This window comes from Pararhizobium arenae (assembly GCF_001931685.1).
In the GTDB taxonomy this organism is placed as follows: Bacteria; Pseudomonadota; Alphaproteobacteria; order Rhizobiales; family Rhizobiaceae; genus Pararhizobium; species Pararhizobium arenae.
Genome location: NZ_MOOY01000005.1, coordinates 468,778 through 491,638 on the forward strand (window position 1 = coordinate 468,778; position 22,861 = coordinate 491,638).

Below are 22,861 nucleotides of genomic sequence, written 5' to 3' on the forward strand. Positions count from 1 at the left end.
CTCCTTTGTTCGGTTGCTCATCCTGTTTGGATGTCCTGATGATGCCGACCAAAGATGTATTTCGGAAATTTATTCGATGGATTTTAGATATTCACATGGCATTATAACTGGATGCGATATGACCTAAATTTGATGCCGGTGTTCATGGCCCTGATGGAGGAGCGCAATGTGACGCGTGCCGCCGAGCGGCTGGGTATCACCCAGCCGGCGCTGTCGAATGCGCTGAACCGGCTTCGCGAAACGTTGCGCGATCCGCTGTTCATCCGCGAGCGTTACGGCATGCGACCGACCGAGATGGCGGAAGAGATCGCGCCGACGATCCGGGCGGCACTTGAGAGCCTTGATGACATCGTGCTCAGCCATCAGGAGTTCGAACCTGCCAGGGCCGAGCGGCTGATCACGATCGCACCCAACAGCTATGTCGAATTCGTGCTGATGCCGGCGATCGTGGCGCGGTTGCGTCAGGTCGCGCCCGGCATCCGGCTCAGGATGACGCCCTATGGCAGCGACCTCGCGGAGACCGGCGTGATTTCCGGCACGACGGCGATGGTGCTCGGCCGCATCACCGATCCGCCGGACAATCTGGTGGTGCAGCATATTATGGATGACGGGCTGGCCTGCGTGGTTCGTGCCGGGCATCCCGAGATCGGCAACAGCCTGTCACGGGACCAGTATGAGACGCTGCGTCATGTGAACGTGCTGCCGCCGGGACGGCTAAAGGCCGGGCTGTTTCAGGTTCTGGAGCAGAAGGGTTTGCGGCGCGAGGTGGCGGTCTCGGTCACGCATTTTCTGGCGATCCCGGAGCTGATCGCGGTGACGGAGTACTGTTCCACCCTGCCGCGGCTGATCTGCCGGCATCTGGCGCGGGATATCCGGATGAAGGTGCTGCCGGCACCGGTCGATCTCGGCACGTTTCCGGTGCAGATGGCTTGGCATGTGCGCTATCGCCACGACCCTGCGCACCGCTGGCTGCGGGGGCTGATCATGGATGTCGCGAAAGAGGTTTCGTCCTCGCCCGATCAAGAAGGCGTACTCTAATCCCGATCCGGGGCGCCCAGCGGAAAGAAGCTGCGATAGGGCCGAGCTTCATCCACGGCGCGGGCGAAGGAGGGGCGCTCCAGCAGGCGGGTGCGGTAGGCGCGCAACTGCTCGAAACGAGGCTCGATCGCATGCACCCAGTCGGCATAGAACAGCGAGGGCGATGCGGCGCAATCGGCAAGGCTGTAATCTTCCCCGGCAGCCCACGTCCGCGTCGCCATGATATCATCGAGCCAGGTGTAGGCATCGTCGAGCATCCGCCGGGCCTCATCGACGCCGTAGGGGTCCTTGTCGGTCTCGGGGCGGATGGCATTGAACACGACCTTCTGCATCGGGGTCATGATGTAGTTGTCGAAGAACCGATCCATCATCCGCGTTTCAAGCGCATCAGCGGGGTTCTTCGGAAGGAGGCGCACCGGGCCGGGATAGGTCAGCTGCAGATATTCGATGATGATGGTGGATTCCATGACGGTCCTGTCCCCGTGCTTCAGAACCGGCATACGCTTGATCGGCCAGCCGGCACACCATTCGGCGATATTGTCGGGCTTGTCGGGACCAAGCTCGCGCCATTCGAAAGGAATGTCGTTTTCATAGAAGGCGATCAGCGCCTTCTGGCAATAGGACGAAAACGGATGGGCGAAAAACTGCAGGGTCATCATCTCCTCCAAGACTGATTTCAATTTGCAACCGGTTGTGTTGTAAGCGACCTGATCCTAAAATGCAATCGGATAAGGAGGTGCGCCATGGATACCGGCCATCGGTCGGGATGCCCGATCAACCTGACGCTGGAAATGCTCGGCGATCGCTGGAGCCTGATTGTGATCCGTGACGTCATGTTCGGCAACCGGCGGCATTTTCGCGAGTTGCTGAGCCGGTCGGAAGAAGGCATTGCCTCGAATGTGCTGGCAGACCGGCTGAAGCGGCTGGTAAAAAACGGGCTGCTGTCGAAGGTTGACGATCCGAGCCACAAACAGAAGGCGATCTACAGCCTGACCGAGGCTTCGATCCAGCTTCTGCCGCTGCTCGCTCACATGGGTGCCTGGGGGCGGCGGCATACGCGGCCGTCGGAAGCGCTTTCGATCCGGGCCGAGCTTCTGGAAAAAGGCGGGCCTGAGATGTGGGAGGCGTTCATGGCAGAGCTGCGGTTCATTCACTTGAAGACCGAACGGCCGACACGCTCCGTCCTGGCGGAACTGCAGGCCGCCTATCTCGCGGTCGTGGCCCGAGGGTCGCATGGTCCCGTACATTCCGAACCTCCGGTGCCCTGAGCATCTTCAGAGCGGTTTTCCGGTCTGCCCATATCCACGGTCGGCTCATCTATGGCAATGTTTCGCAGGCAGGCGCTATTGCAGACCGGCGCCGGTGAGCTAAATCTGACGGTCTACAGGGGTGATGGCGCGACAGGCGCGAAAAGGTGTTGCATTGAGTTCGGACCTGACATCGTTTTCACGGGACCAGCTGGAGGAGGAAGTGCGGCGTCTTCGCGCGCAGCAGCGGCCTGCGACGTCCCCCGCGCGACTTTCGACGCTCGATACCCTCAATGCGGAAGATGCCCTGTTGCAGGTCGAGGCGCGCTATCGCGTGTTGTTCGAGGCAATCGACGATGGATTTTGCATCATCGAGTTTATTGACGGCCCGCATGGTCCGCTCAGCGATTACGTGCATATCGAGGCCAATTCCGGTTACGAGCGCCACACCGGCATCGCCAATATCATCGGCAAGACCCTGCGTCAGATCGAGCCCGACGGCGCGGAGGATTGGCTGAAGCTCTATGGCGGCGTGCTTAGCAGCGGTCGGCCCATCCGTTTCGAGCAGCATTTCATCGCGGTCGGACGATATATCGAGGTTTCGGCGGCGCGCATGGAGCCGGCCAGCCTGTGTCAGGTGTCTGTTCTGTTTCGCGACATCACAGCGCGGCGCGAGGCGGAAGCTGCGCTCAGGGTTAGTGAGTCGAACGCGCGCGAGAACGTCCAGCGCGTCCAGCTGGCGCTGGCGGCAGGCGCCATCATCGGAACGTGGATCTGGGATGTGCCGGCCAACCGCTTTGCCGTTGACGAGGCTTTCGCAAAGGCTTTCGGTCTCGACCCCGAGCTTGGCCGCATAGGTCTGAGCATCGAGCAGGTCACGCAGACGGTGCATCCCGATGACAGGGGAGGGCTGCTGGCTGCCATGAACGCGGCGCTTCGGCGCGGTGGGCCCTACGCCCATCAATATCGTACCCGCCGCGCGGACGGAAAATACTACTGGCTGGAAGCCAACGGTCGCGTCGAGCTTGCACCGGACGGCACGGCGCTCAGCTTTCCCGGCGTCCTCCTCGACATCGAGGCGCGGCGCACGGCGGAAGACGAGCGCGATCGGGCGACGGCGGCTCTTCGGGCGCTAAACGAAACGCTTGAGCAGCGGGTGGCCGAGCGCACGGCCGAACTGATGCGCGCGGAGGAACAACTGCGCCACTCCCAGAAAATGGAGGCGGTCGGCCAGATGACCGGCGGCCTCGCCCATGATTTCAACAACCTGCTTGCCGGCATTTCCGGCTCGATGGAGCTGATGCAGACCCGGCTGGCGCAGGGCCGCATCAGCGAACTCGAGCGGTTCGTCACCGGCGCGCAAGGGGCGGTGAAGCGCGCGGCGGGCTTGACGCAGCGCCTGCTTGCTTTTTCCCGCCGACAGACGCTCGACCCGAAGCCGACGATCCTCAACCGGCTGGTATCGGACATGCAGGATCTGATCACCCGCAGCGTCGGCCCGACCATCGAGGTCGAGACCGCGCTGGCCGGCGGCCTCTGGACCACCTTTGTCGATATCGGCCAGCTGGAAAACGCGTTGCTCAATCTCTGCATCAACGCCCGCGATGCCATGCCCCATGGCGGCAAGCTGACGATCGAGACCGGCAATCGCTGGATGGACGAGAGGGCGGCGCAACAGCGGGGCCTGACGCCCGGGCAATATGTATCGCTCTGCGTCAGCGATACCGGCACCGGCATGTCGCCCGAAATCGTCGAGCGGGCCTTCGATCCCTTCTTCACCACCAAGCCGACGGGGCAGGGCACGGGGCTCGGGCTTTCGATGGTGCATGGTTTTGCCGGGCAGTCCGGTGGCTCGGTTCGCATCTATTCGGAACTCGGCAAGGGGACGATGATCTGCATCTACCTGCCGCGCCATCTCGGCGAGGCCGAGGTCGATGACGATATCGTTGAAGTGGCAGCGCCGCGTGCTTCGGGAAGCGAGACCATTCTTGTGGTCGACGACGAGCCGCTGGTGCGGATGGTCGCGGTCGAGATCCTGGAGGAGCTGGGCTATCACATCCTGGAGGCGGACGACGGCCCGAGCGCCATGCGTATCTTGAACTCCGGGCAGCCGATCGATCTTCTCGTCACCGATGTCGGGCTTCCGGGCGGCATGAACGGCCGGCAGCTGGCCGATGCCGTTCGCATCCGGCGGCCCGATCTCAGGGTGCTGTTCGTGACCGGGTATGCGGAAAATGCGGTGCTGAACCATGGCCACCTCGACCATGGCATGCATGTCATGACGAAGCCGTTTCTGGCAGATGCCTTTGCCCGGCGGGTGCGGGAACTGCTGACGAAATAGGGCTACCAGTTGCCGGGATCGGCGGTGTGGTCGATGGCGGCGAAATCGGCGGCCTTTTCCAGATCGAGCGTCAACGTCTCGGTCTTGCCGCTTTCATCCGTGACGGCATAGCGCAGCGGTGGCGGCCCCTTCAGGAGCGCCTGGTACATCAGGAGAGCGGCTTCTTCGGCGCTGTCGGCCTGGATGTCCTGCGACGTGGTTACGGTGAATGTGTGCATGGGGCCTCCCCGGTTTGGTGCGATGGCATGACTATGGGCCGATCGATCGGCGGGAGCAATCCGGTCAGTCGCCCATGTCCATCTGCATGCGGCCGATGAGATCCACCGCATGGGCGGCGTAGGCGCCGATCCAGCGGTCGTGGATGTGCTTGATCGGCATCGGGTTCAGGTGGTTCCAGCGCTCGCGGCCCTCACGGCGGATGATGATCAGGTCGCTGTCTTCCAGAACCTTCAGGTGCTGCATCACCGTGCAGCGGTCGAGCACGGGGAAGGCCTCGCAGAGCTGGCCGGTGGTCTGCGGCTGATCCTTCAGGCAATCCAGCAAATCGCGGCGGGTGGCATTCGCCAAAGCCTTGAAAATCTTGTCGTTATCGATTCGCGTTGACATGTTATATTTTTATAACATAATGGCGACAGGAGCAAGGAGGAAGAGATGATGGAACTGAAATTCAGGGTATCCGGCCGCATCGCAAAACCCGTGGCCGAGGTGTTCGAGGCGGTGGTCGATCCGGCGAAACTGTCGCGCTATTTCACCACCGGCGGTGCCAAGGGGAGGATGGAAACGGGGGCCACCGTGATGTGGTCGTTTCATGATTTCCCGGGCGAATTTCCGGTGCGGATCGTCGATGTCGTTCAAAACGAGAAGGTCGTCTTTCAGTGGGAGGCGAACGAAGGGCCAGAGGCCGGTCCGCCCTACGATACGACGGTCACGATGCAATTCGAGCCGCTGGAGGACGGGCGAACGCTCGTGACCATCGCCGAGGAGGGCTGGCGCGAGACGCCGGCGGGCCTGAAGGCGTCCTACGGAAATTGCGAAGGCTGGATGCAGGCGCTCTGCGCGATGAAGGCCTGGCTGGAACACGGCATCAACCTGCGCGAAGGCATGTTCAAATAGGTGGGCGAGGGGCCTCCCGTGACGGAGGCCCTTCGCGCCATGCCCGATCAGGCCGCCTGCCGGGCTGTTTCGGGAATGCGGGCGATGACCTTGATTTCGAAATCGAAGCCGGCCAGCCAGTTGACGCCGATTGCCGTCCAGCTCGGATAGGGAGCTTCCGGGAAAATCCGGTCCTTGACCGCCAGGACGGTTTCGAACTGCTTTTCCGGATCGGTGTGGAAGGTGGTGACGTCGATGATATCGTCGAAGGTGGCGCCTGCGGCTTTCAGCGTGGCTTCCAGATTGTCGAAGGCGCGCTGGACCTGGGCGGCGAAGTCAGGCTCCGGAGAGCCGTCTTCGCGGCTGCCGACCTGGCCGGAAACGAACAGCAGCTCGCCGGACTGGACGGCTGCGGAATACCGGTGGACGTCATAAAGGGCGTGGCGGCCGGCGGGGAAGATGGCTTTGCGTTTGCTCATGGTTGTCTGCCTTTGCAGGTTGCGCGGCCCCTGCTCTTCACAAAAGGCCGCATTGTTTGATATACGGTTCGTATGTAAAATAAGTCACATACGGTACGTATGTCAATACGTATACGTCGCGTATGTCAAAATTCGAGGGTCGCATGGCGAGAAGCCGTATCGAGACAATGGAGGAAAACCGGGCAAAACTGATCGCCGCGGCCCGGAAAGCCTTTGCGGAAAAAGGGTTTGCCGGCGCTTCCATGGATGAGCTGACGGCGGAGGCCGGACTGACGCGCGGCGCGCTCTATCATAATTTCGGCGACAAGAAGGGCCTGCTGGCCGCCGTGGTCAAACAGATCGACGATGAAATGGCGGGGCGGGCGCGCGATATCGCCGCCGGCTCGGTGGATGAATGGCAGGCGCTGCTGGCCGAGGGCGCGGCCTATATCGAGATGGCGCTCGATCCCGAGGTCCAGCGTATCGTGCTGCTCGACGGGCCGGCGGTGTTGGGCGATCCGTCGCAATGGCCGAGCCAGAACAGCTGTCTTGTGCTGACCCAGCAGGCGGTGGAACGGCTCTTGGCGCAAGGGGTCCTGAAGCCTCTGGATGCGGAAGCCGCGGCCCGGCTGGTGAGCGGGGCCGCGCTCAATGCCGCGCTGTGGGTGGCGGCGAGCGACGAGCCGCAAACCGTTTTGCCGAAGGCGATCGCGGCCTTTCAGGCGATGGCCGAGGGCCTGCTGGCGAAGTCTTAAGCGCTTTATCCTGCAGCCGGTTTCGTCAGCGGATGCGGTGCGTTTGGCCGGGATTGCATCCGTCACAGTTCATCAATGTGTCATCCCCGCTTCATGGGTGTGTCATGCGAGTCGCCTATCCGCCTTGGCATGTTTGATGGCCAGGGATGTCGCTGATGCGCCGCATGCTCGCAATCGCCACCGTGTCGCTTTTCGCCCTGTGCGGGATCGCCACCCATGCTCTCACCGTCCAGGCTGCCGATACCAGCCGCGCCCGCCTGATCCTCGATCGCCTCAAGAACGCCAATCAGTGGCGCCAGCATGTGATGGTGGTGGCCCACCGCGCGGGGTGGAAGGAAAACGGCGTCATCGTGATGCCTGAAAACTCGCGTGCTTCGATCCATCACGCGATTGCGCTCGGTGCCGAGATGGTGGAACTGGATGTGCGCAAATCCGCCGACGGCACGCTCGTCGTCATGCATGACAGCTGGCTTGACCGCACCACGACCTGCAAGGGCGAGGTGGACACCTATATGCTGGCCGAACTGCGCAAATGTCATCTCGTAACCGAAGGCTCACGCGCCGTCAGCGAGGAGGTCGTGCCGACGCTGACCGAGATGCTGGGTGTCGCCAAGGACCAGATCCTCGTCAATATCGACAACAAGCTGGGGCCGGACATTTTGCCGGACGTGGCTGCTGAGGCGCGGGCCGTCGGCACCGCCCACCAGATCGTCATGAAGGAAAACCTCTGGAGCGCGAAACGTATCGAAGAGGCGCGGGCGGTCATGAACACGGTGGGCGACGATGTGATCTTCATGCCGATCATCGCCGATGACGCCATCGACAACGCCGCCTTCATGGGCCGCGCCACGGCCGCCTTTTCGGCCCCGGCGGCCGAGCTCATCAACTGGCGCAGGCAAGAGGGGCCGCTGACTGACAAGGGTGGGCCGCTCTTCAGCGCCAAGGCCCATGCGGCTGCGATCGCCGGCAACTGGCACATGTGGGCCAACACCTACCCGATCGTCAACCGCCCGCCCGGCATGCTCGCCGGCGGCCGTGGCGACGAACTCGCCATGCGCGACCCGGAGGAAAGCTACGGCTTCTGGATTGACCGCGGCGTGACCATTCTCCAGACCGACGAGCCGAAGGCGGCGATCCAGTGGCTGGAAGCGAACGGGTATCGCATACCGTATGATCTAATGAATTGAGGGTCAGGTCAGCCAGGTTTCCGGGTCCCGCGGGCCGTAGACAACGGCGGCGATGAAGATGCCGTAGGGCATCGGCTCGTAGATGATGATGTAGCGGCCCTCGATCAGGATATGGGCCGTCGGGCTGAGTTCCGGGCGGGGTGCGCCATTCCTGGGTGAGCTGCGGCCAGTTCCGCCTTATCCAGAAGGCGCCGTAAAAGAGCATCGGCAGCTTGTTCATTGTTTGGCGCGATGGCGCGCCAGATGTCTCGCAAATCGTCCTCGGCGCGTGGGCTGAGGATATATTCAGCCACGCGACCGCGCTTCTGCTTTCAGCTCCGCCAAAAGTTGATCGGCGCTGATATGCCGGCCTTCGCCGCTGGCCATGCCTTCGTCATAGGCTTTTTTCAGGCGGGCCATTTCCAGCTGCCGGACTTCCTCGCGTTGCTCCCAGAGCCGCAGGGCATCGCGGACGATCTCGCTGTTTGAGGCATAGCCGCCATTTTCAACGGCGCTCTGCATCATCTCCGCCTGATGCGGAGTGAGTGATACTGTGAGGGTGCGCATGTTGGTGGTTTTCATCCGGTGGTAATACCACAACTAATAATTTCTAACAAATTTTGTTAGTTTGTCTCAGCTTGCCGGTAAGGCAGCGAAGCAGCATAAGGTGTTGTTGAGAATGACCATATTAGGCCCGAACAGAGGAGTTCGGTTCATGAAGAAGGTGTCTGACTGGCAATTATTGCTTTACGAGGGGAAAGTTACCCCGAAATATGTTGAACAACTCTTGTTGGACTAGGAGTAGCACGACAGAGCGACCCGATTTTAAGAACAACGGCCTGGTTGGTTCATCTCCATGCCTAATTTGTACAACCGATTTTCGCGTATCAGGCGGGTTGCTGAGGCTTCTTTACCGACGAAGCTCAATCATTGTGTTTTAGCCCTTCCTTTACGTACCCATAAATCCTTCCCCAACTCCTCCTCTTTCTCCCCGTTGCACCGCCGTCACAATTTCGCTAAGAGACCGCCATCGCAGGCGCGGGGGCTCGCGCGGCAATTCTACCGGTAGAGGCATATGGCACGCATCGTCATGAAATTCGGCGGAACTTCCGTCGCGGATATGGATCGCATTCGAAACGTTGCCCGCCATGTGAAACGTGAAGTCGATGCCGGTCACGAGGTCGCGGTCGTCGTTTCCGCCATGTCCGGCAAGACCAACGAACTGGTCTCTTGGACCCGCGATGCTTCCCCCATGCATGATGCGCGCGAATATGATGCCGTCGTTGCTTCCGGCGAGCAGGTGACGTCCGGGCTTCTGGCCATCGCGCTGCAGCACATCGGTATCAATGCCCGCTCCTGGCAGGGCTGGCAGATCCCGATCCGCACCGACAATGCGCATGGCGCGGCGCGTATTCTTGAAATCGACGGCACCGAGCTGATAAGGCGCTTTGGCGAGGGCCAGGTGGCTGTTATCGCCGGCTTCCAGGGCCTCGGACCGGATAATCGCATCGCGACGCTGGGCCGTGGCGGCTCGGATACGTCTGCGGTGGCGATTGCCGCCGCCGTGAAGGCCGATCGCTGCGATATCTATACCGACGTCGACGGCGTCTACACGACCGATCCGCGCATCGAGCCCAAGGCGCGTCGCCTGAAGAAGGTCGCGTTCGAGGAAATGCTGGAAATGGCATCACTCGGCGCCAAGGTTCTGCAGGTCCGCTCGGTCGAGCTTGCCATGGTTCACAAGGTTCGTACCTTCGTGCGCTCCAGTTTCGAAGACCCCGATGCACCGGGCATGGGCGATCTCCTGAATCCCCCCGGTACGCTGATTTGTGATGAGGATGAGATCGTGGAACAGGAAGTCGTAACCGGCATCGCCTATGCCAAGGATGAAGCGCAGATTTCGCTGCGGCGTCTCGCCGACCGGCCGGGCGTCTCGGCTGCGATCTTCGGTCCGCTTGCCGAAGCGCATATCAATGTCGACATGATCGTCCAGAACATTTCCGAAGACGGCTCCAAGACCGACATGACCTTCACCGTGCCTTCGACCGACGTCGACAAGGCGATGAAGGTGCTCTCCGATGCCAAGGACAAGATCGGCTACGATGTGATCCAGACCGAATCGGGCCTCGTGAAGGTCTCGGTCATCGGCATCGGCATGCGCAGCCATGCCGGCGTGGCGGCGTCCGCTTTCCGGGCACTTGCCGAAAAAGGCATCAACATCAAGGCGATCACCACCTCTGAAATCAAGATTTCGATCCTGATCGACGGCGCTTATGCCGAATTGGCGGTTCGGACTTTGCATTCTGTCTACGGTCTCGATAAGAGTTGATCGGACACGCTGCGAATGGCAGCGGCGATTGTTTGCGCCGCTGCCCGTGACTGGCATTCGATGACTGTTATACGGGAGACGTTGCGCGATGAGAGACCTCTCTGCAGGTCCGCGCGTTCTTCTCAAGCGGCTGCGCGAACTGATGGCGGAGCCGCTCGAGCCGCAGGAGCGCCTTGACCAGATCGTTCGCCAGATCGCGCAGAACATGGTCGCGGAGGTGTGCTCTGTTTATGTGCTGCGCTCCGACGGCGTTCTCGAACTCTATGCGACCGAAGGCCTGAACAAGGACGCCGTGCATCTGGCGCAGCTGCAGATGGGGCAGGGCCTCGTCGGCACCATTGCCGCCTCCGCGCGGCCGCTCAATCTCTCCGATGCGCAATCGCATCCCGCCTTCACCTATCTGCCGGAGACCGGCGAAGAGATCTATCACTCCTTCCTCGGCGTGCCGATTTTGCGCACCGGCCGCTCGCTCGGCGTTCTCGTCGTGCAGAACAAGGCCAGCCGCACCTATCGCGACGACGAGGTCGAGGCGATGGAAACCACGGCGATGGTGCTCGCCGAAATGGTGGCAACCGGGGAACTCAAGAAAATCACCCGGCCGGGGCTGGAACTCGACCTTTCGCGGCCGGTGAGCATTGACGGCTCCAGCTTCAGCGAAGGTGTGGGGCTCGGTTACGTCGTGTTGCACGAGCCGCGTATCGTCGTCACCAATCTCCTGAACGACGATACCGAACATGAGCTGGGCCGGCTGGCGGAGGCGCTGGGCTCGCTGCGCATCTCGATCGACGACATGCTGTCGCGGCGCGACGTTTCCATGGAGGGCGAGCACCGGGCGGTGCTGGAGGCCTACCGGATGTTTGCCCATGATCGCGGCTGGGTGCGCAAGCTCGAAGAAGCGATCCGCAACGGTTTGACCGCGGAAGCAGCGGTCGAGCGGGTGCAGAGCGAGACCAAGGCGCGGATGATCCGGATGACGGACCCGTATCTGCGCGAGCGCATGCATGATTTCGACGATCTCGGAAACCGGCTTCTGCGGCAGCTGACCGGCTACGGGGCGAAGCTTTCGGCGACGGATTTCCCCTCCGATGCGATTGTCGTTGCCCGCGCCATGGGCGCGGCCGAACTGCTCGACTATCCGCGCGAAAACATTCGCGGTCTGGTGCTGGAAGAAGGCGCCGTCACCAGCCACGTCGTGATCGTGGCGCGCGCCATGGGGATCGCGGTCGTCGGGCAGGCGGCGGGTGCGGTGGCACTTGCGGAAAATCGCGACGCGATCATCATCGATGGCGATGACGGCAAGGTGCATTTGCGACCCATGCCCGATCTGCAGCGGGCTTACGAGGAAAAGGTCAAGCTGCGCGCACGCCGGCAGGAGCAGTTCCGGGCGTTGCGCGATGTCGAGCCTGTCACCAAGGACGGCAAGCGCATCAAGCTGCAGATGAATGCCGGCCTTTTGGTCGATCTGCCGCAGCTGGCGGAATCCGGTGCCGAGGGCATCGGCCTCTTCCGCACCGAGCTGCAGTTCATGATCGCCTCGACCATGCCGAAGATGGAAGACCAGGAAGCCTTCTATCGCAACGTGATGAAGCAGGCGGGCGGCAAGCCCGTGACCTTCCGCACGCTGGATATCGGCGGCGACAAGGTGGTGCCCTATTTCCGCGCGGCGGAAGAGGAAAACCCGGCGCTGGGCTGGCGGGCAATCCGTCTTTCGCTCGACCGGCCGGGATTGTTGCGCACGCAGCTGCGGGCGATGCTGCGGGCGTCTGCCGGTGCGGAACTGCGGCTGATGCTGCCGATGGTGACCGAGGTGTCGGAGCTGCGTGCGGTGCGCGAGCTGTTGCAGAAGGAAATCCAGCGGCAGTCGAAGACCGGCGAGCAATTGCCGCGCAAGCTGAAATTCGGCGCGATGCTGGAAGTGCCCGCACTGCTCTGGCAGCTGGACGAGCTGGTGAACGAGGTGGATTTCGTCTCGGTCGGCTCGAACGACCTGTTCCAGTTTACCATGGCTGTGGACCGCGGCAATGCGCGGGTGGCGGATCGCTTTGATGTGCTGGGGCGGCCATTCCTGCGGGTGTTGCGCGATATCGTCCGGGCGGGTGACCGCAGCGGCACGAGCGTCACGCTCTGCGGCGAGATGGCGAGCAAGCCGCTGTCCGCGATGGCGCTGCTTGGTATAGGCTTCCGTTCGGTCTCGATGTCGCCGACGGCGGTCGGGCCGGTAAAGGCGATGCTGCTCGGGCTGGATGTCGACAGGCTGGCAGAAATGCTGCATGCGGCGCTGGATGATACCAAGTCGCAGGTGCCGATGCGGGAACTGCTCGCCCAGTTTGCGGCTGAGAACAACATTCCGGTTTAGTGGTCTGGAGTGGTAGGCCTGCTTTTGAGTATGCCGCAGTACCCCCCTCTGTCGGCTTCGCCGACATCTCCCCCTCAAGGGGGGAGATTGATGCGCGCAGCGCCGTTTTGCCTAAATTGAAAATTCGTGTAAGTCGCGGCTGAGATATTGATGGAAAGAACGATCTCCCCCCCTTGAGGGGGAGATGTCACGAAGTGACAGAGGGGGGTGATCCCCCTCAAATGGCTGCAGAAAGCCTGATGGATTGAACGAAAACAGGCCATTATTGGCTCGGAGTAAGACTTGGCTACACTTCCTGTCGAAAAAATGCGCGAGCTGGAGCGGCGGTTTGCGGAGATCGAGGCGCGTATGGCCGAGGGGCCGGCGGCGGATGTCTATGTGAAGCTGGCGTCGGAATACTCCGAGCTTCAACCGGTCGTCACCAAGATACGTGCCTATGAGAAGGCGCAGGGCGAGCTTGCCGATGTCGAGGCGCTGCTGGCGGACAAATCGACGGATCGCGAGATGCGCGATCTCGCCGAAATGGAAAAGCCCGAGATCGAGGAGCGGATCGAGGCGCTGGAGAAGGATATGCAGATCCTGCTCCTGCCGAAGGATGCAGCCGACGAGAAGAGCGCGATCCTCGAAATTCGCGCCGGGACGGGCGGTTCGGAAGCGGCACTTTTCGCGGGCGACCTCTTCCGGATGTATGAGCGCTACGCTTCCGACAAGGGCTGGAAGGTGGAGGTGCTTTCCGCCAGCGAAGGCGATGCCGGCGGCTTCAAGGAAATCATCGCCAACGTCACCGGGCGCGGGGTGTTTTCAAAGCTGAAGTTCGAATCCGGCGTTCACCGGGTTCAGCGCGTGCCGGATACGGAAACGCAGGGGCGCATCCATACCTCGGCGGCGACGGTGGCTGTTTTGCCGGAGGCCGAGGATATCGATATCGAGGTTCGCAACGAGGATATCCGCATCGATACGATGCGCTCCTCGGGTGCCGGCGGACAGCACGTCAATACGACGGACTCGGCGGTGCGCATTACCCACCTGCCGACGGGCATTGTTGTCACCAGCTCGGAAAAATCCCAGCACCAGAACCGCGCCAAGGCAATGCAGGTTCTGCGTTCGCGGCTTTATGACATGGAGCGTCAGAAGGCCGACAGCGAACGCTCGGCCTCGCGCAAGAGCCAGGTTGGGTCGGGCGATCGCTCTGAGCGTATCCGCACCTATAATTTCCCGCAGGGCCGCGTGACCGATCACCGCATCAACCTCACGCTCTACAAGATCGACCGGATGATGATGGGCGAGATCGACGAGGTGGTGGATGCGCTCCTGGCGGATTATCAGGCCGATCAGCTCGCACAGCTCGGCGAGATCAAGGGATGAGCGACACCCGCGAGAGCCTGCTGGCCGAGGCGAAGACGCGCTTCTTCGAGGCGCATATCGGTGAAGCCGCTCTCGATGCGCGGGTGCTGGTTGCAGGCCTGCTCGATCTTTCCGCGACCGACCTGATGGTGCGGGGGGATGCGGTGGTTTCACCCGACGATGCGGCGCGGGTGCGCGCGGCGATCGAGCGGCGGGCGGCGCATGAGCCGGTTTACCGCATTCTCGGCAAGCGGGAGTTCTACGGGCTGACGCTGACCATGTCGGCGGCGACGCTGGAGCCCAGACCTGACACGGAAATGATCGTCGATGGTCTCGTGCCTTATGCGCGGAAGATTTTTGCCGAAAAGGGCGAGTGCCGGATCATCGATCTGGGCACGGGAACGGGGGCGATTTGCCTCGGTATCCTCAGTGCCGTCGAGGGAGCAACGGGTGTCGGCACGGATATTTCGGCGCAAGCGCTTGAAACGGCGCGTGCCAATGCTGATCTGAACGGCATCGGCTCTCGGTTTGAAACCGTCGTAAGCGACTGGTTTGGCGCCGTTGACGGGCGCTTCGACATCATCGTGTCAAATCCACCCTATATTCGTAGCGACGTCGTCTTGTCGCTTGCGCCGGAAGTGCGCGATCACGATCCGGAAATAGCGCTCGACGGCGGTGAGGATGGGCTCGATGCCTACCGCGCGATTGCAGCGAAAGCCTTGGATCACCTGAACCCTGGCGGGGTTGTGGGCGTCGAGATTGGCTATGACCAGCTCATGACGGTGGGCGGCGTGTTCGAGGCCTGCGGTTTTGTGGTCATTGATCGTATCCGCGACCTCGGCGGCAACGACAGGGCGATCATTTTCAGGGCCGGCTGATGCAGGAAGGCATCAGGAAAGTGTACAAACAACAGGTTTTCCCTTCGCAGACGCAAAGAAAAGGCTTGGAATCGCGAGGGAAGCCAGCTAGGTTGCCGCTACGCACTGGGCAGAAGGTCACCGACCGAGATTCGTTCCGGTTAGACCGAGCCGCAGGGATTGCTCTCAAAAAAGAGTGCTAAGGTTCGACAGTGCCTTGTGCGGGTACCTGTTATTTTGACTTAACCAGCGACGTCGCCGCCTTGAAGCGGTTGGTTCGCGGCGCGTGCTTGCCTGATCCGGAATAACCCGATCGAGCCACGAAGCCACAAGATCATCACTTACCAAGAGAATTCGGGTGAACAATACGATGAGGCCAGGACAGCAGAACAAGCGCGGCCGTGGGCGTAACAACAACAATAACAACAATGGTGGCGGCGGCAACGGTGGCGGTGGCAACAACAACCACAACCGCAAGGGCCAGAACCCGCTGACGCGGACCTATGACAGTTCCGGCCCGGATGTGAAGATCCGTGGCACCGCCCAGCACATTGCTGAAAAATACATGAACCTGGCCCGTGATGCGCAGAGCTCCGGCGACCGGGTCATGGCGGAAAACTACCTGCAGCACGCTGAACACTATAACCGCATCATTGCCGCCGCACAGGCGCAGATGCAGGAACGCTATCAGCGCGACGACCGCAACAGCTTCGAGGAGCGCGACGGTTCCGACCGCGATCAGAACGATCAGGACGATCAGGATCAGGGTTATGTCGAAGATGCGCCGGTTGCCGCTCAGCCCGTGCAGCAGCACCAGCCGCGCGAGCGCGAGCAGCGGGAACCGAGAGAGCCACGGGAACCGAGGGAACCGAAGGTTCGCCAGCCGCAGGCTCAAGCGCAGCCGGTTATCGATGGCTCCGGTCCGCAGCCGGTGATCGAAGGCGTTCCGGCGGAAGTTTCGCTGGAAGAGCAAGAGGCGGCTCCCGCCGCCCGTGCGCCCTCGCGTCGTCGCGGAACCCCGCGCCCCCGCCGCCAGCCGCGCCGCGGCGAGACGAACGCGGAAGAGGGCGCCGCTGAAGGTGGCGAAGCGCCTGCTCTGGTGGAAGCTTCCGAGTAAGTTTTTTTGCGCTGATTTTCGAGAGACCCGGACGGACGTTCCGGGTTTTTCGCTTTTTGACGGCGCGAAAGCAGACGGGCAAAGCCTTGCTGTATAAGCTTCAGGCAGTTTCCCCACGGTTCGTTTCAGCCTTGATCACATTTCAAGAACGCCTTGTCCTTTATGCTCTCCTGACTTCGCTGACGTCGCTCAGCATCGATGCACTGTTGCCGGGCCTGCGGGAGATCGGCGTGCAGTTCGGGACATCTCCCTACCTTTCCACACAGCACGTCATATCCCTCTTCATTCTGGGAATGGCTTTCGGCGAATTGCTGCTGGGGCCGTTGTCTGACGCCATTGGGCGGAAACGGGCGCTTCTGCTGGGACTTGGAGTCTACGTTTCGGGAACGCTTGTGGCCATGCTGGCGAACTCGCTGGAGATGATCATTCTCGGACGGTTTCTGCAAGGCATCGGCGTGTCCGGCCCCAAGATCGCGACAAGGGCCATGATCCGTGATCAGTTCGAGGGCGATGCGATGGCGCGGGTCATGTCTTTCATGTTCACGCTGTTCATTCTGGTGCCGATGCTTGCTCCGGCGCTAGCCCAGGGGCTCATCGCGATCGCGGGTTGGCGCAGCGTCTTTGCGGCGTATCTGGTCATCGCCATTTGCCTCGGCTGCTGGCTGGCCGTCCGGCAACAGGAAACCCTGCGCGTCGAACAGCGCATTCCCTTTCGGCCCCGGCTGCTGATCGTCAACGGATTTCGTATTCTCTCCAGTCGTCGCGTCGGCCTGCTCATCCTGGCGACGGGATTGGTTTTCGGGGCGCAGCTGCTTTATCTCAGCACGGCGGCGGACCTCTTCCTCGATGCCTACGGCGTTCGCGAGACCTTTCCTGTCTATTTCGCCATGCTGGCGGCGGCGATGGGAATTGCCTCGTTTCTCAATGCGCGGTTGGTGCAGCGGTTCGGAATGGAAGCCATGGCGCGCGCCGCTTTCATCGGTCTGTCGGCAATCGGTTTTCTGGCGGCAGCCACGTCGATCGCCTGTGGCGGCCAGTTGCCGTTCGCGATCTTTCTGGCTTTCCTGTTTCCTCTCTTTTTTGCCATCGGCATTCTTTTCGGTAATCTGAACGCGATGGCGATGCAGCCTCTTGGGCATGTCGCCGGTTTCGGCGCATCGTTGATCGCATCGGGATCGAGCCTCGTCGCAACCCTGTTTGCCGTTGGTTTCGGCGGCTTTTACGATGGAACGGTCGTCTATCTGTTTTTCGGTTTTCTTGCAGCTGGCTTCTGCGGTTTCGCTTTTTTGCACATCGCGAACCGAGGGGATGCGCCAGCCATCCATGGAGCCTCATCAAGCGGCCGTTGCCTGTTTTTTCGGCTTTGGCGGGTCGCCGCCAGAAGGTGGTCGCAGCCGCTCACGATTTCGTTATCAGACACGTCTTGCGGGCCTTTAATTTCCCCGATCGTCCTCCCATATTCTCATCAAATGATTGACATCGCGCAATGCGGGGCGTCGATCCATATGACAGGCTCGCCTCTTGAGGGAGCCTGATCCTGACACATCGGACAGTGCCGTATCAGGGCTTTCCGATCCCACGGAGGTAAATTGATGAATATCGAGAAATATTCCGAGCGGGTTCGCGGTTTTCTGCAGTCCGCGCAAACCCATGCCCTCTCCGAAGGGCATCCCCAGTTCACGGCCGAGCATGTGCTGAAGGTGCTGCTCGACGACGATCAGGGCATGGCATCCTCGCTGATCGAACGCGCGGGTGGCGATCCGAAGGCGGCGCGTACGGCCAACAATCTCGCGCTGTCCAAGCTGCCGAAAGTATCGGGCGGTAACGGCTCGCTTTCGCTCGCACAGCCGCTGGCCAAGGTTTTCACCACGGCGGAAGAAGCCGCGAAGAAGGCCGGCGACAGCTTTGTGACCGTCGAGCGTCTGTTGCTGGCGCTTGCTGTCGAAAGTTCGGCTCCGACGTCGAAGATCCTGTCGCAGGCCGGTGTAACGCCGCAGAAGCTCAACCAGGTGATCAACGAAATCCGCAAGGGGCGCACCGCCGATAGCGCCAATGCCGAGGCCGGCTTTGACGCGCTGAAGAAATATGCGCGTGACCTGACGGCGGATGCCCGCGAGGGCAAGCTCGACCCGGTGATCGGCCGCGACGATGAAATTCGCCGCACGATCCAGGTCCTGTCGCGCCGCACCAAGAACAATCCCGTACTGATCGGTGAACCCGGCGTCGGCAAGACGGCGATTGCCGAAGGCCTTGCCTTGCGCATCGTCAATGGCGACGTGCCGGAAAGCCTGAAGGACAAGAAGCTGATGGCGCTCGATATGGGCGCGCTGATCGCCGGCGCGAAATATCGCGGCGAGTTCGAAGAGCGGCTGAAGGCGATCCTCAACGAAGTGCAGGCGGAAGCCGGCGAGATCATCCTGTTCATCGACGAGATGCACACGCTGGTCGGTGCCGGCAAGGCGGACGGGGCGATGGATGCCTCCAACCTGTTGAAGCCTGCGCTTGCGCGCGGCGAACTTCATTGCGTTGGTGCGACCACGCTTGAGGAATACCGCAAGCATGTCGAGAAGGATGCGGCGCTTGCCCGCCGGTTCCAGCCGGTCATGGTCGAGGAGCCGACGGTCGAGGATACGATCTCGATTCTGCGCGGCTTGAAGGAAAAGTACGAGCAGCATCACAAGGTGCGGATCTCCGACTCTGCTCTCGTTGCGGCTGCGACGCTTTCCAACCGCTACATCACCGACCGGTTCCTGCCGGACAAGGCGATCGACCTGATGGACGAGGCGGCTTCCCGTCTTCGTATGCAGGTGGACTCCAAGCCCGAAGAGCTGGACGAACTCGATCGCCGCATCATGCAGCTGAAGATCGAGCGAGAAGCCCTGAAGCGGGAAACCGACCGCGCGTCGCAGGATCGCTTGGAAAAGCTCGAGCTCGACCTCGCCTCGATCGAGGAAGAGGCCGATGCGCTGACGGCCCGCTGGCAGGCGGAAAAGCAGAAGCTTGGCCTTGCCGCTGACCTGAAGAAGCAGCTGGACGAAGCCCGCAACGAACTGGCGATCGCGCAGCGCAAGGGTGAATTCCAGCGGGCAGGGGAACTTGCCTATGGAGTGATCCCGAAGCTCGAAAAGGAAATCGAGGAAGCCGAGGCGCAGGATGCCTCAACCAACTCGATGGTTCAGGAAGTCGTGACGCCGGACGCCATCGCCCACGTCGTCTCGCGCTGGACCGGCATTCCGGTCGACAAGATGCTGGAGGGCGAACGCGACAAGCTGCTCAGGATGGAAGACGAGCTGGCGAAATGGGTCGTCGGCCAAGGCGATGCGGTTCAGGCCGTGTCGCGCGCGGTTCGCCGTTCGCGCGCCGGCCTGCAGGACCCGAACCGTCCGATCGGCTCGTTCATCTTCCTCGGCCCGACAGGGGTGGGTAAGACGGAGCTCACCAAGGCGCTCGCGCGCTTCCTGTTCGACGACGAGACCGCGCTGGTGCGCATGGATATGTCCGAGTACATGGAGAAGCACTCCGTGGCCCGGCTGATCGGCGCACCTCCCGGCTATGTCGGCTATGAGGAAGGCGGTGCCTTGACGGAAGCCGTTCGGCGCCGGCCCTATCAGGTCGTGCTGTTCGACGAGATCGAGAAGGCGCATCCGGACGTGTTCAACGTTCTGTTGCAAGTGCTTGACGACGGTCGCCTGACCGATGGCCAGGGCCGCACGGTCGACTTCCGCAACACGATGATCATCATGACCTCCAACTTGGGCGCGGAATATCTGACCCAGCTTGGCGAAAACGATGACAGCGACGTGGTGCGCGAGCAGGTGATGGAAGTGGTGCGCGGTCATTTCCGCCCCGAGTTCCTGAACCGCGTCGATGAGATCATCCTGTTCCACCGCCTGAAGCGGAACGAGATGGGTGCGATCGTCGAGATCCAGCTGGAACGGCTGCGCAAGCTGCTCGCCGAGCGGAAGCTCACGATCGAACTGGACGAAGATGCCCGCATCTTCCTGGCCGACAAGGGATACGACCCGGCCTATGGCGCGCGTCCGCTGAAGCGGGCGATCCAGAAGTATCTGCAGGATCCGCTTGCGGAAAAAATCCTGCAGGGCGAGTTCCCGGATGGCTCCGTCATCAAGGTTCTGGCCGGTTCCGACCGGCTGAACTTCAAGCGGCGGGACGACGCGGCGAAAGCTGCGGCTTAAGGCTTGCACTGACATGAAAAGGGCCGCTCCCCGCAGCGGCCCTTTTCCGTTTGTATCAGGCGGTGGCGGAAAGACTGGAGTTTGTCAGGGAAAAGTGGGAACCGGTTTTCCCGAAAAGACAAACGAAATCAAAAAAACAGAGGGTCTCTCAGGTTCAATCTGAACCTGGCAAACCCTATTGAGCCGCCGCGACTTCGTTGCTGCCATTGTCCTTGCTCAGAAGTTCGTCGATACGGCCTCGTTCCTTTTCGAACTGGGCAAGCGCGTTGCCATCGAGCGATTTGCCGCCCGGCAGACGGATGCGCAGAGGATCGACACGGTTGCCGTTGACGATCAACTCGTAGTGCAAATGCGGGCCGGTCGAGAGGCCGGTCGTGCCGACCCAGCCGATCACCTGACCCTGGACCACTTTCGAGCCGACCTTGACGCTCTTGGCGATGGCGCTCTGGTGGTTGTAGGACGAGACATAGCCGTTGGCGTGGCGGATGAGGGTCTGGTTGCCGTAGCCGCCGGAATCCCAGCCGGCTTTTTCCACCGTGCCGTTACCGGCGGCGATGATCGGCGTGCCGCGGGGCGCGGCCCAATCGACGCCGGTGTGCATCCGCGAGAAGCCGAGAACCGGGTGACGGCGCATGCCGAAGCCGGACCTGAAGATGCCGTTCGGCACGGGATTGCGCAGCAGGAACTGGCGAATGCTCTTGCCCTTGTCGTCGTAGTAATCGACCGAGTTATCGTCCGGATCCTGGAACCGGTAGAACCGGGTCTGTGTATCGCCGAATTTGGCGTTGACGTAGAGAAGCTCGGAATCCTCCGTTGCCTGACCGCTCTCGTCGGCCACGGAGAAGAAGGCTTCGAGGCTGTCGGTCGGCTTGAGCTGCGCCTGGAAATCGACATTGCTCGCAAGCAGCCGGATCATCTGTGCGATCATCGTCGAGTTCATGCCGTAGGACAGGGCGGCGCGATAGACGCCGTCATAGACGCGCGGCAGATCCCGACCCGTATTGACCGCCGGCATGCCGCTGTCGTCGAAGGCGGTGGCCACGGCATCGAGCGGCGGCGGCTCGTAAGCCTTGACGAAACTGTCGCTGTCATCGAGCGCCATGGTGAAGACATGACGGCCGCGGGAGTAGACGGTGGCGCGGACCACCTTCGCCCGGCCGTTTTCGCCGGTCTGGATGATGCCAATGCGCAGGACGTCGCCTTCCTGAAGCTCGGTCGCGTGCAGGGCCGGGCGGAGATAGCCGGCAATGTCCTCGGCCTGGGCCTTGGCATAGCCGGCATTGATCATCACCGCCGCGATCGGGGTGGCGCGGCGCACGGGAATGACGTCGTCGGCGAATTCTGTGGTCTGTTCGGTGATCGTCTCGGAGGGCGCGACCGACATATTCTCTTCGACGACGCGGGCCGAAAGCCCCTGCAGCAGGTCGAGGTCGGAGGCGTCCGAGGCGAAACGGCGCGGATCCACATAGAAGAGGGAGGCGACCTGGGTGTTTCCCTCGGTCAGCACCGAACCGTTGGTACGAACGTTCTCCTCCACTTCGTCGAGCGTCATGGAGGGGGCAAAGGCGAGGGGCGATCCCTTCAGGGGAAAATCGAGCGTCTTCAGGGCCACCTCGGATTCGACATCCGAGCCGTAGATGGTGCCGGTGCGGCTGACGGGCGGGGCGGCTTCTGCCTCGTCGGAGGAGAAGATCGCCAGCGGATCGAAATTCGGGTAGCTCTCGGACGGCTGGTGATTGGCGGCGAGCGTCATCTTCACATGGGAGAAGGGCTGGCGGCGCACCACTTCCTTCTCGCCGTCATGGATCATCGTGGAGACTTCCAGGATGGTCTTGTCGGAAGGCTTGGCGACGATGTTCGGCGTCAGGATGCGGTCTCCGCGCTTGGCGGATGTGGCCGGCTGGCTGCCGCGAACGCCGGCGTCGAGCGACGCATAGGCTTCTGCGGGGATGGCGAGCTGCTGGCGACCGTCGAGCGCTGCGAAGAGAGCGACGCCCATCAGAAGGCTGGATGTGATGCCGGTAAGAAATGTGCCCGAAAGCCAGCGCAGCGAAATCTCGCGCCGGTCGGGGGCCTTGCGGCCATCCGCAAGGATCGGGGGCTCGTTGCCGAGCGACCGGATCGTGGTCCTGTCCGTGATCATGCCAATAAAGCGGGGTCCCTGATTTCGGCCGTTTCTTATTATGGTCTCGGTAAATTGTCGCAAACTTGTGCATCTTTCGGCCGGGGGAGTCAAACCGGCGATTTGGCCGGGCCCGGTTGACGGCCTACACGAAGCACTCCTTCACACCATGCTCTGCTTAGAGGCTGGGAATGTGAAAAACTGAGGGCAATCGCCTCCCTATATAGAGGCATAATAGAGAGGTTGCCGATGCGGCGGGCGGGCAAAAGGGGGCACGAAACTTTTTTCAGCCCGCAAAGCCCTGCAAATCCGGGTTTTGTCAGAAAACTGTCATTTTTTCTCAAAAACCCTGTTGACTATCGAAGCTGGTGGGGACTATAACCCGCTCACCAACGAGGGCGGCGGCGCTGCTGGCGACCGACGAACTCGCTCTGAAGTTTCTT

At 61.6% G+C, this 22,861-nt stretch carries 20 protein-coding genes; 13 read left to right on the top strand and 7 right to left on the bottom strand.

What is annotated here, in order from left to right:
* Window positions 1-111: 111 nt before the first annotated feature.
* Window positions 112-1,038, top strand: a complete 927-nt coding sequence (locus BLX89_RS14010; protein WP_075291502.1) for a LysR family transcriptional regulator — start codon at window positions 112-114, stop codon at window positions 1,036-1,038.
* Here the strand turns inward: BLX89_RS14010 and BLX89_RS14015 are convergent.
* Complete coding sequence (locus BLX89_RS14015; protein ID WP_075291503.1) at window positions 1,035-1,694, bottom strand: glutathione S-transferase family protein; 660 nt, start codon at window positions 1,692-1,694, stop codon at window positions 1,035-1,037. The genes BLX89_RS14010 and BLX89_RS14015 overlap by 4 nt on opposite strands.
* A gap of 87 nt (window positions 1,695-1,781) precedes the next feature.
* Here BLX89_RS14015 and BLX89_RS14020 point away from each other — a divergent pair, with 87 nt between their 5' ends.
* A complete protein-coding gene (locus tag BLX89_RS14020; RefSeq protein WP_075291504.1) occupies window positions 1,782-2,306 on the top strand; it encodes a winged helix-turn-helix transcriptional regulator in 525 nt (174 codons plus the stop codon).
* Window positions 2,307-2,430: 124 nt separating this feature from the next.
* Window positions 2,431-4,626 carry an ATP-binding protein gene (locus tag BLX89_RS14025; protein ID WP_083637505.1) on the top strand — a complete coding sequence of 732 codons (2,196 nt, stop codon included), beginning with the start codon at window positions 2,431-2,433 and terminating at the stop codon, window positions 4,624-4,626.
* Window positions 4,627-4,628: 2 nt separating this feature from the next.
* On the opposite strand, the gene BLX89_RS14030 is transcribed toward BLX89_RS14025, so the two are convergent.
* Entirely contained in the window at window positions 4,629-4,844 is a 216-nt protein-coding gene (locus tag BLX89_RS14030; RefSeq protein WP_075291505.1) for a hypothetical protein, read from the bottom strand.
* Window positions 4,845-4,908: 64 nt separating this feature from the next.
* The gene (locus BLX89_RS14035) at window positions 4,909-5,232 is read right to left on the bottom strand and encodes an ArsR/SmtB family transcription factor (RefSeq protein WP_075291506.1); all 324 of its coding nucleotides are present in this window, start codon (window positions 5,230-5,232) and stop codon (window positions 4,909-4,911) included.
* 48 nt (window positions 5,233-5,280) lie between these two features.
* Between BLX89_RS14035 and BLX89_RS14040 the strand changes: the two genes are divergently transcribed.
* Entirely contained in the window at window positions 5,281-5,739 is a 459-nt protein-coding gene (locus tag BLX89_RS14040; RefSeq protein WP_075291564.1) for an SRPBCC family protein, read from the top strand.
* A 47-nt stretch (window positions 5,740-5,786) separates the two neighbouring features.
* Here the strand turns inward: BLX89_RS14040 and BLX89_RS14045 are convergent, their stop codons facing one another.
* Entirely contained in the window at window positions 5,787-6,197 is a 411-nt protein-coding gene (locus BLX89_RS14045) for a RidA family protein (protein WP_075291507.1), read from the bottom strand.
* A gap of 143 nt (window positions 6,198-6,340) precedes the next feature.
* Between BLX89_RS14045 and BLX89_RS14050 the strand changes: the two genes are divergently transcribed.
* Window positions 6,341-6,931 carry a TetR/AcrR family transcriptional regulator gene (locus BLX89_RS14050; protein WP_075291508.1) on the top strand — a complete coding sequence of 197 codons (591 nt, stop codon included), beginning with the start codon at window positions 6,341-6,343 and terminating at the stop codon, window positions 6,929-6,931.
* 155 nt (window positions 6,932-7,086) lie between these two features.
* Entirely contained in the window at window positions 7,087-8,118 is a 1,032-nt protein-coding gene (locus tag BLX89_RS14055; RefSeq protein ID WP_245292827.1) for a glycerophosphodiester phosphodiesterase family protein, read from the top strand.
* A gap of 104 nt (window positions 8,119-8,222) precedes the next feature.
* Here BLX89_RS14055 and BLX89_RS14060 read toward each other — a convergent pair whose 3' ends face one another.
* Together BLX89_RS14060 and BLX89_RS14065 are read right to left on the bottom strand one after the other, a co-directional pair.
* Window positions 8,223-8,411, bottom strand: a complete 189-nt coding sequence (locus BLX89_RS14060) for a type II toxin-antitoxin system RelE/ParE family toxin (protein ID WP_342587595.1) — start codon at window positions 8,409-8,411, stop codon at window positions 8,223-8,225.
* Window positions 8,404-8,664, bottom strand: a complete 261-nt coding sequence (locus BLX89_RS14065; protein ID WP_198935148.1) for a type II toxin-antitoxin system ParD family antitoxin — start codon at window positions 8,662-8,664, stop codon at window positions 8,404-8,406. Before BLX89_RS14065 ends, BLX89_RS14060 begins: the two co-directional genes overlap by 8 nt.
* A 508-nt stretch (window positions 8,665-9,172) precedes the next feature.
* Here BLX89_RS14065 and BLX89_RS14070 point away from each other — a divergent pair.
* From BLX89_RS14070 to clpB, 7 genes are all read left to right on the top strand, one after another.
* Window positions 9,173-10,426 carry an aspartate kinase gene (locus BLX89_RS14070; protein ID WP_075291510.1) on the top strand — a complete coding sequence of 418 codons (1,254 nt, stop codon included), beginning with the start codon at window positions 9,173-9,175 and terminating at the stop codon, window positions 10,424-10,426.
* 88 nt (window positions 10,427-10,514) lie between these two features.
* On the top strand, window positions 10,515-12,782 hold the full coding sequence (gene ptsP / locus BLX89_RS14075) for a phosphoenolpyruvate--protein phosphotransferase (protein WP_075291511.1): 2,268 nt from the start codon (window positions 10,515-10,517) through the stop codon (window positions 12,780-12,782).
* A gap of 282 nt (window positions 12,783-13,064) precedes the next feature.
* Window positions 13,065-14,147, top strand: a complete 1,083-nt coding sequence (prfA, locus tag BLX89_RS14080) for a peptide chain release factor 1 (protein ID WP_075291512.1) — start codon at window positions 13,065-13,067, stop codon at window positions 14,145-14,147.
* Window positions 14,144-15,004 (top strand): peptide chain release factor N(5)-glutamine methyltransferase, encoded by an 861-nt coding sequence (prmC, locus tag BLX89_RS14085; RefSeq protein ID WP_075291513.1) that lies wholly within the window; start codon window positions 14,144-14,146, stop codon window positions 15,002-15,004. Before prfA ends, prmC begins: the two co-directional genes overlap by 4 nt.
* A gap of 349 nt (window positions 15,005-15,353) precedes the next feature.
* The gene (locus tag BLX89_RS14090) at window positions 15,354-16,100 is read left to right on the top strand and encodes a DUF4167 domain-containing protein (protein ID WP_075291514.1); all 747 of its coding nucleotides are present in this window, start codon (window positions 15,354-15,356) and stop codon (window positions 16,098-16,100) included.
* Window positions 16,101-16,231: 131 nt separating this feature from the next.
* Window positions 16,232-17,635, top strand: a complete 1,404-nt coding sequence (locus tag BLX89_RS14095; protein ID WP_083637518.1) for a multidrug effflux MFS transporter — start codon at window positions 16,232-16,234, stop codon at window positions 17,633-17,635.
* A 57-nt stretch (window positions 17,636-17,692) separates the two neighbouring features.
* Entirely contained in the window at window positions 17,693-20,296 is a 2,604-nt protein-coding gene (gene clpB, locus BLX89_RS14100; RefSeq protein ID WP_075291515.1) for an ATP-dependent chaperone ClpB, read from the top strand.
* A 175-nt stretch (window positions 20,297-20,471) separates the two neighbouring features.
* Here clpB and BLX89_RS14105 read toward each other — a convergent pair whose 3' ends face one another.
* Complete coding sequence (locus BLX89_RS14105) at window positions 20,472-22,439, bottom strand: M23 family metallopeptidase (RefSeq protein ID WP_075291516.1); 1,968 nt, start codon at window positions 22,437-22,439, stop codon at window positions 20,472-20,474.
* Between the last annotated feature and the right edge of the window lie 422 nt (window positions 22,440-22,861).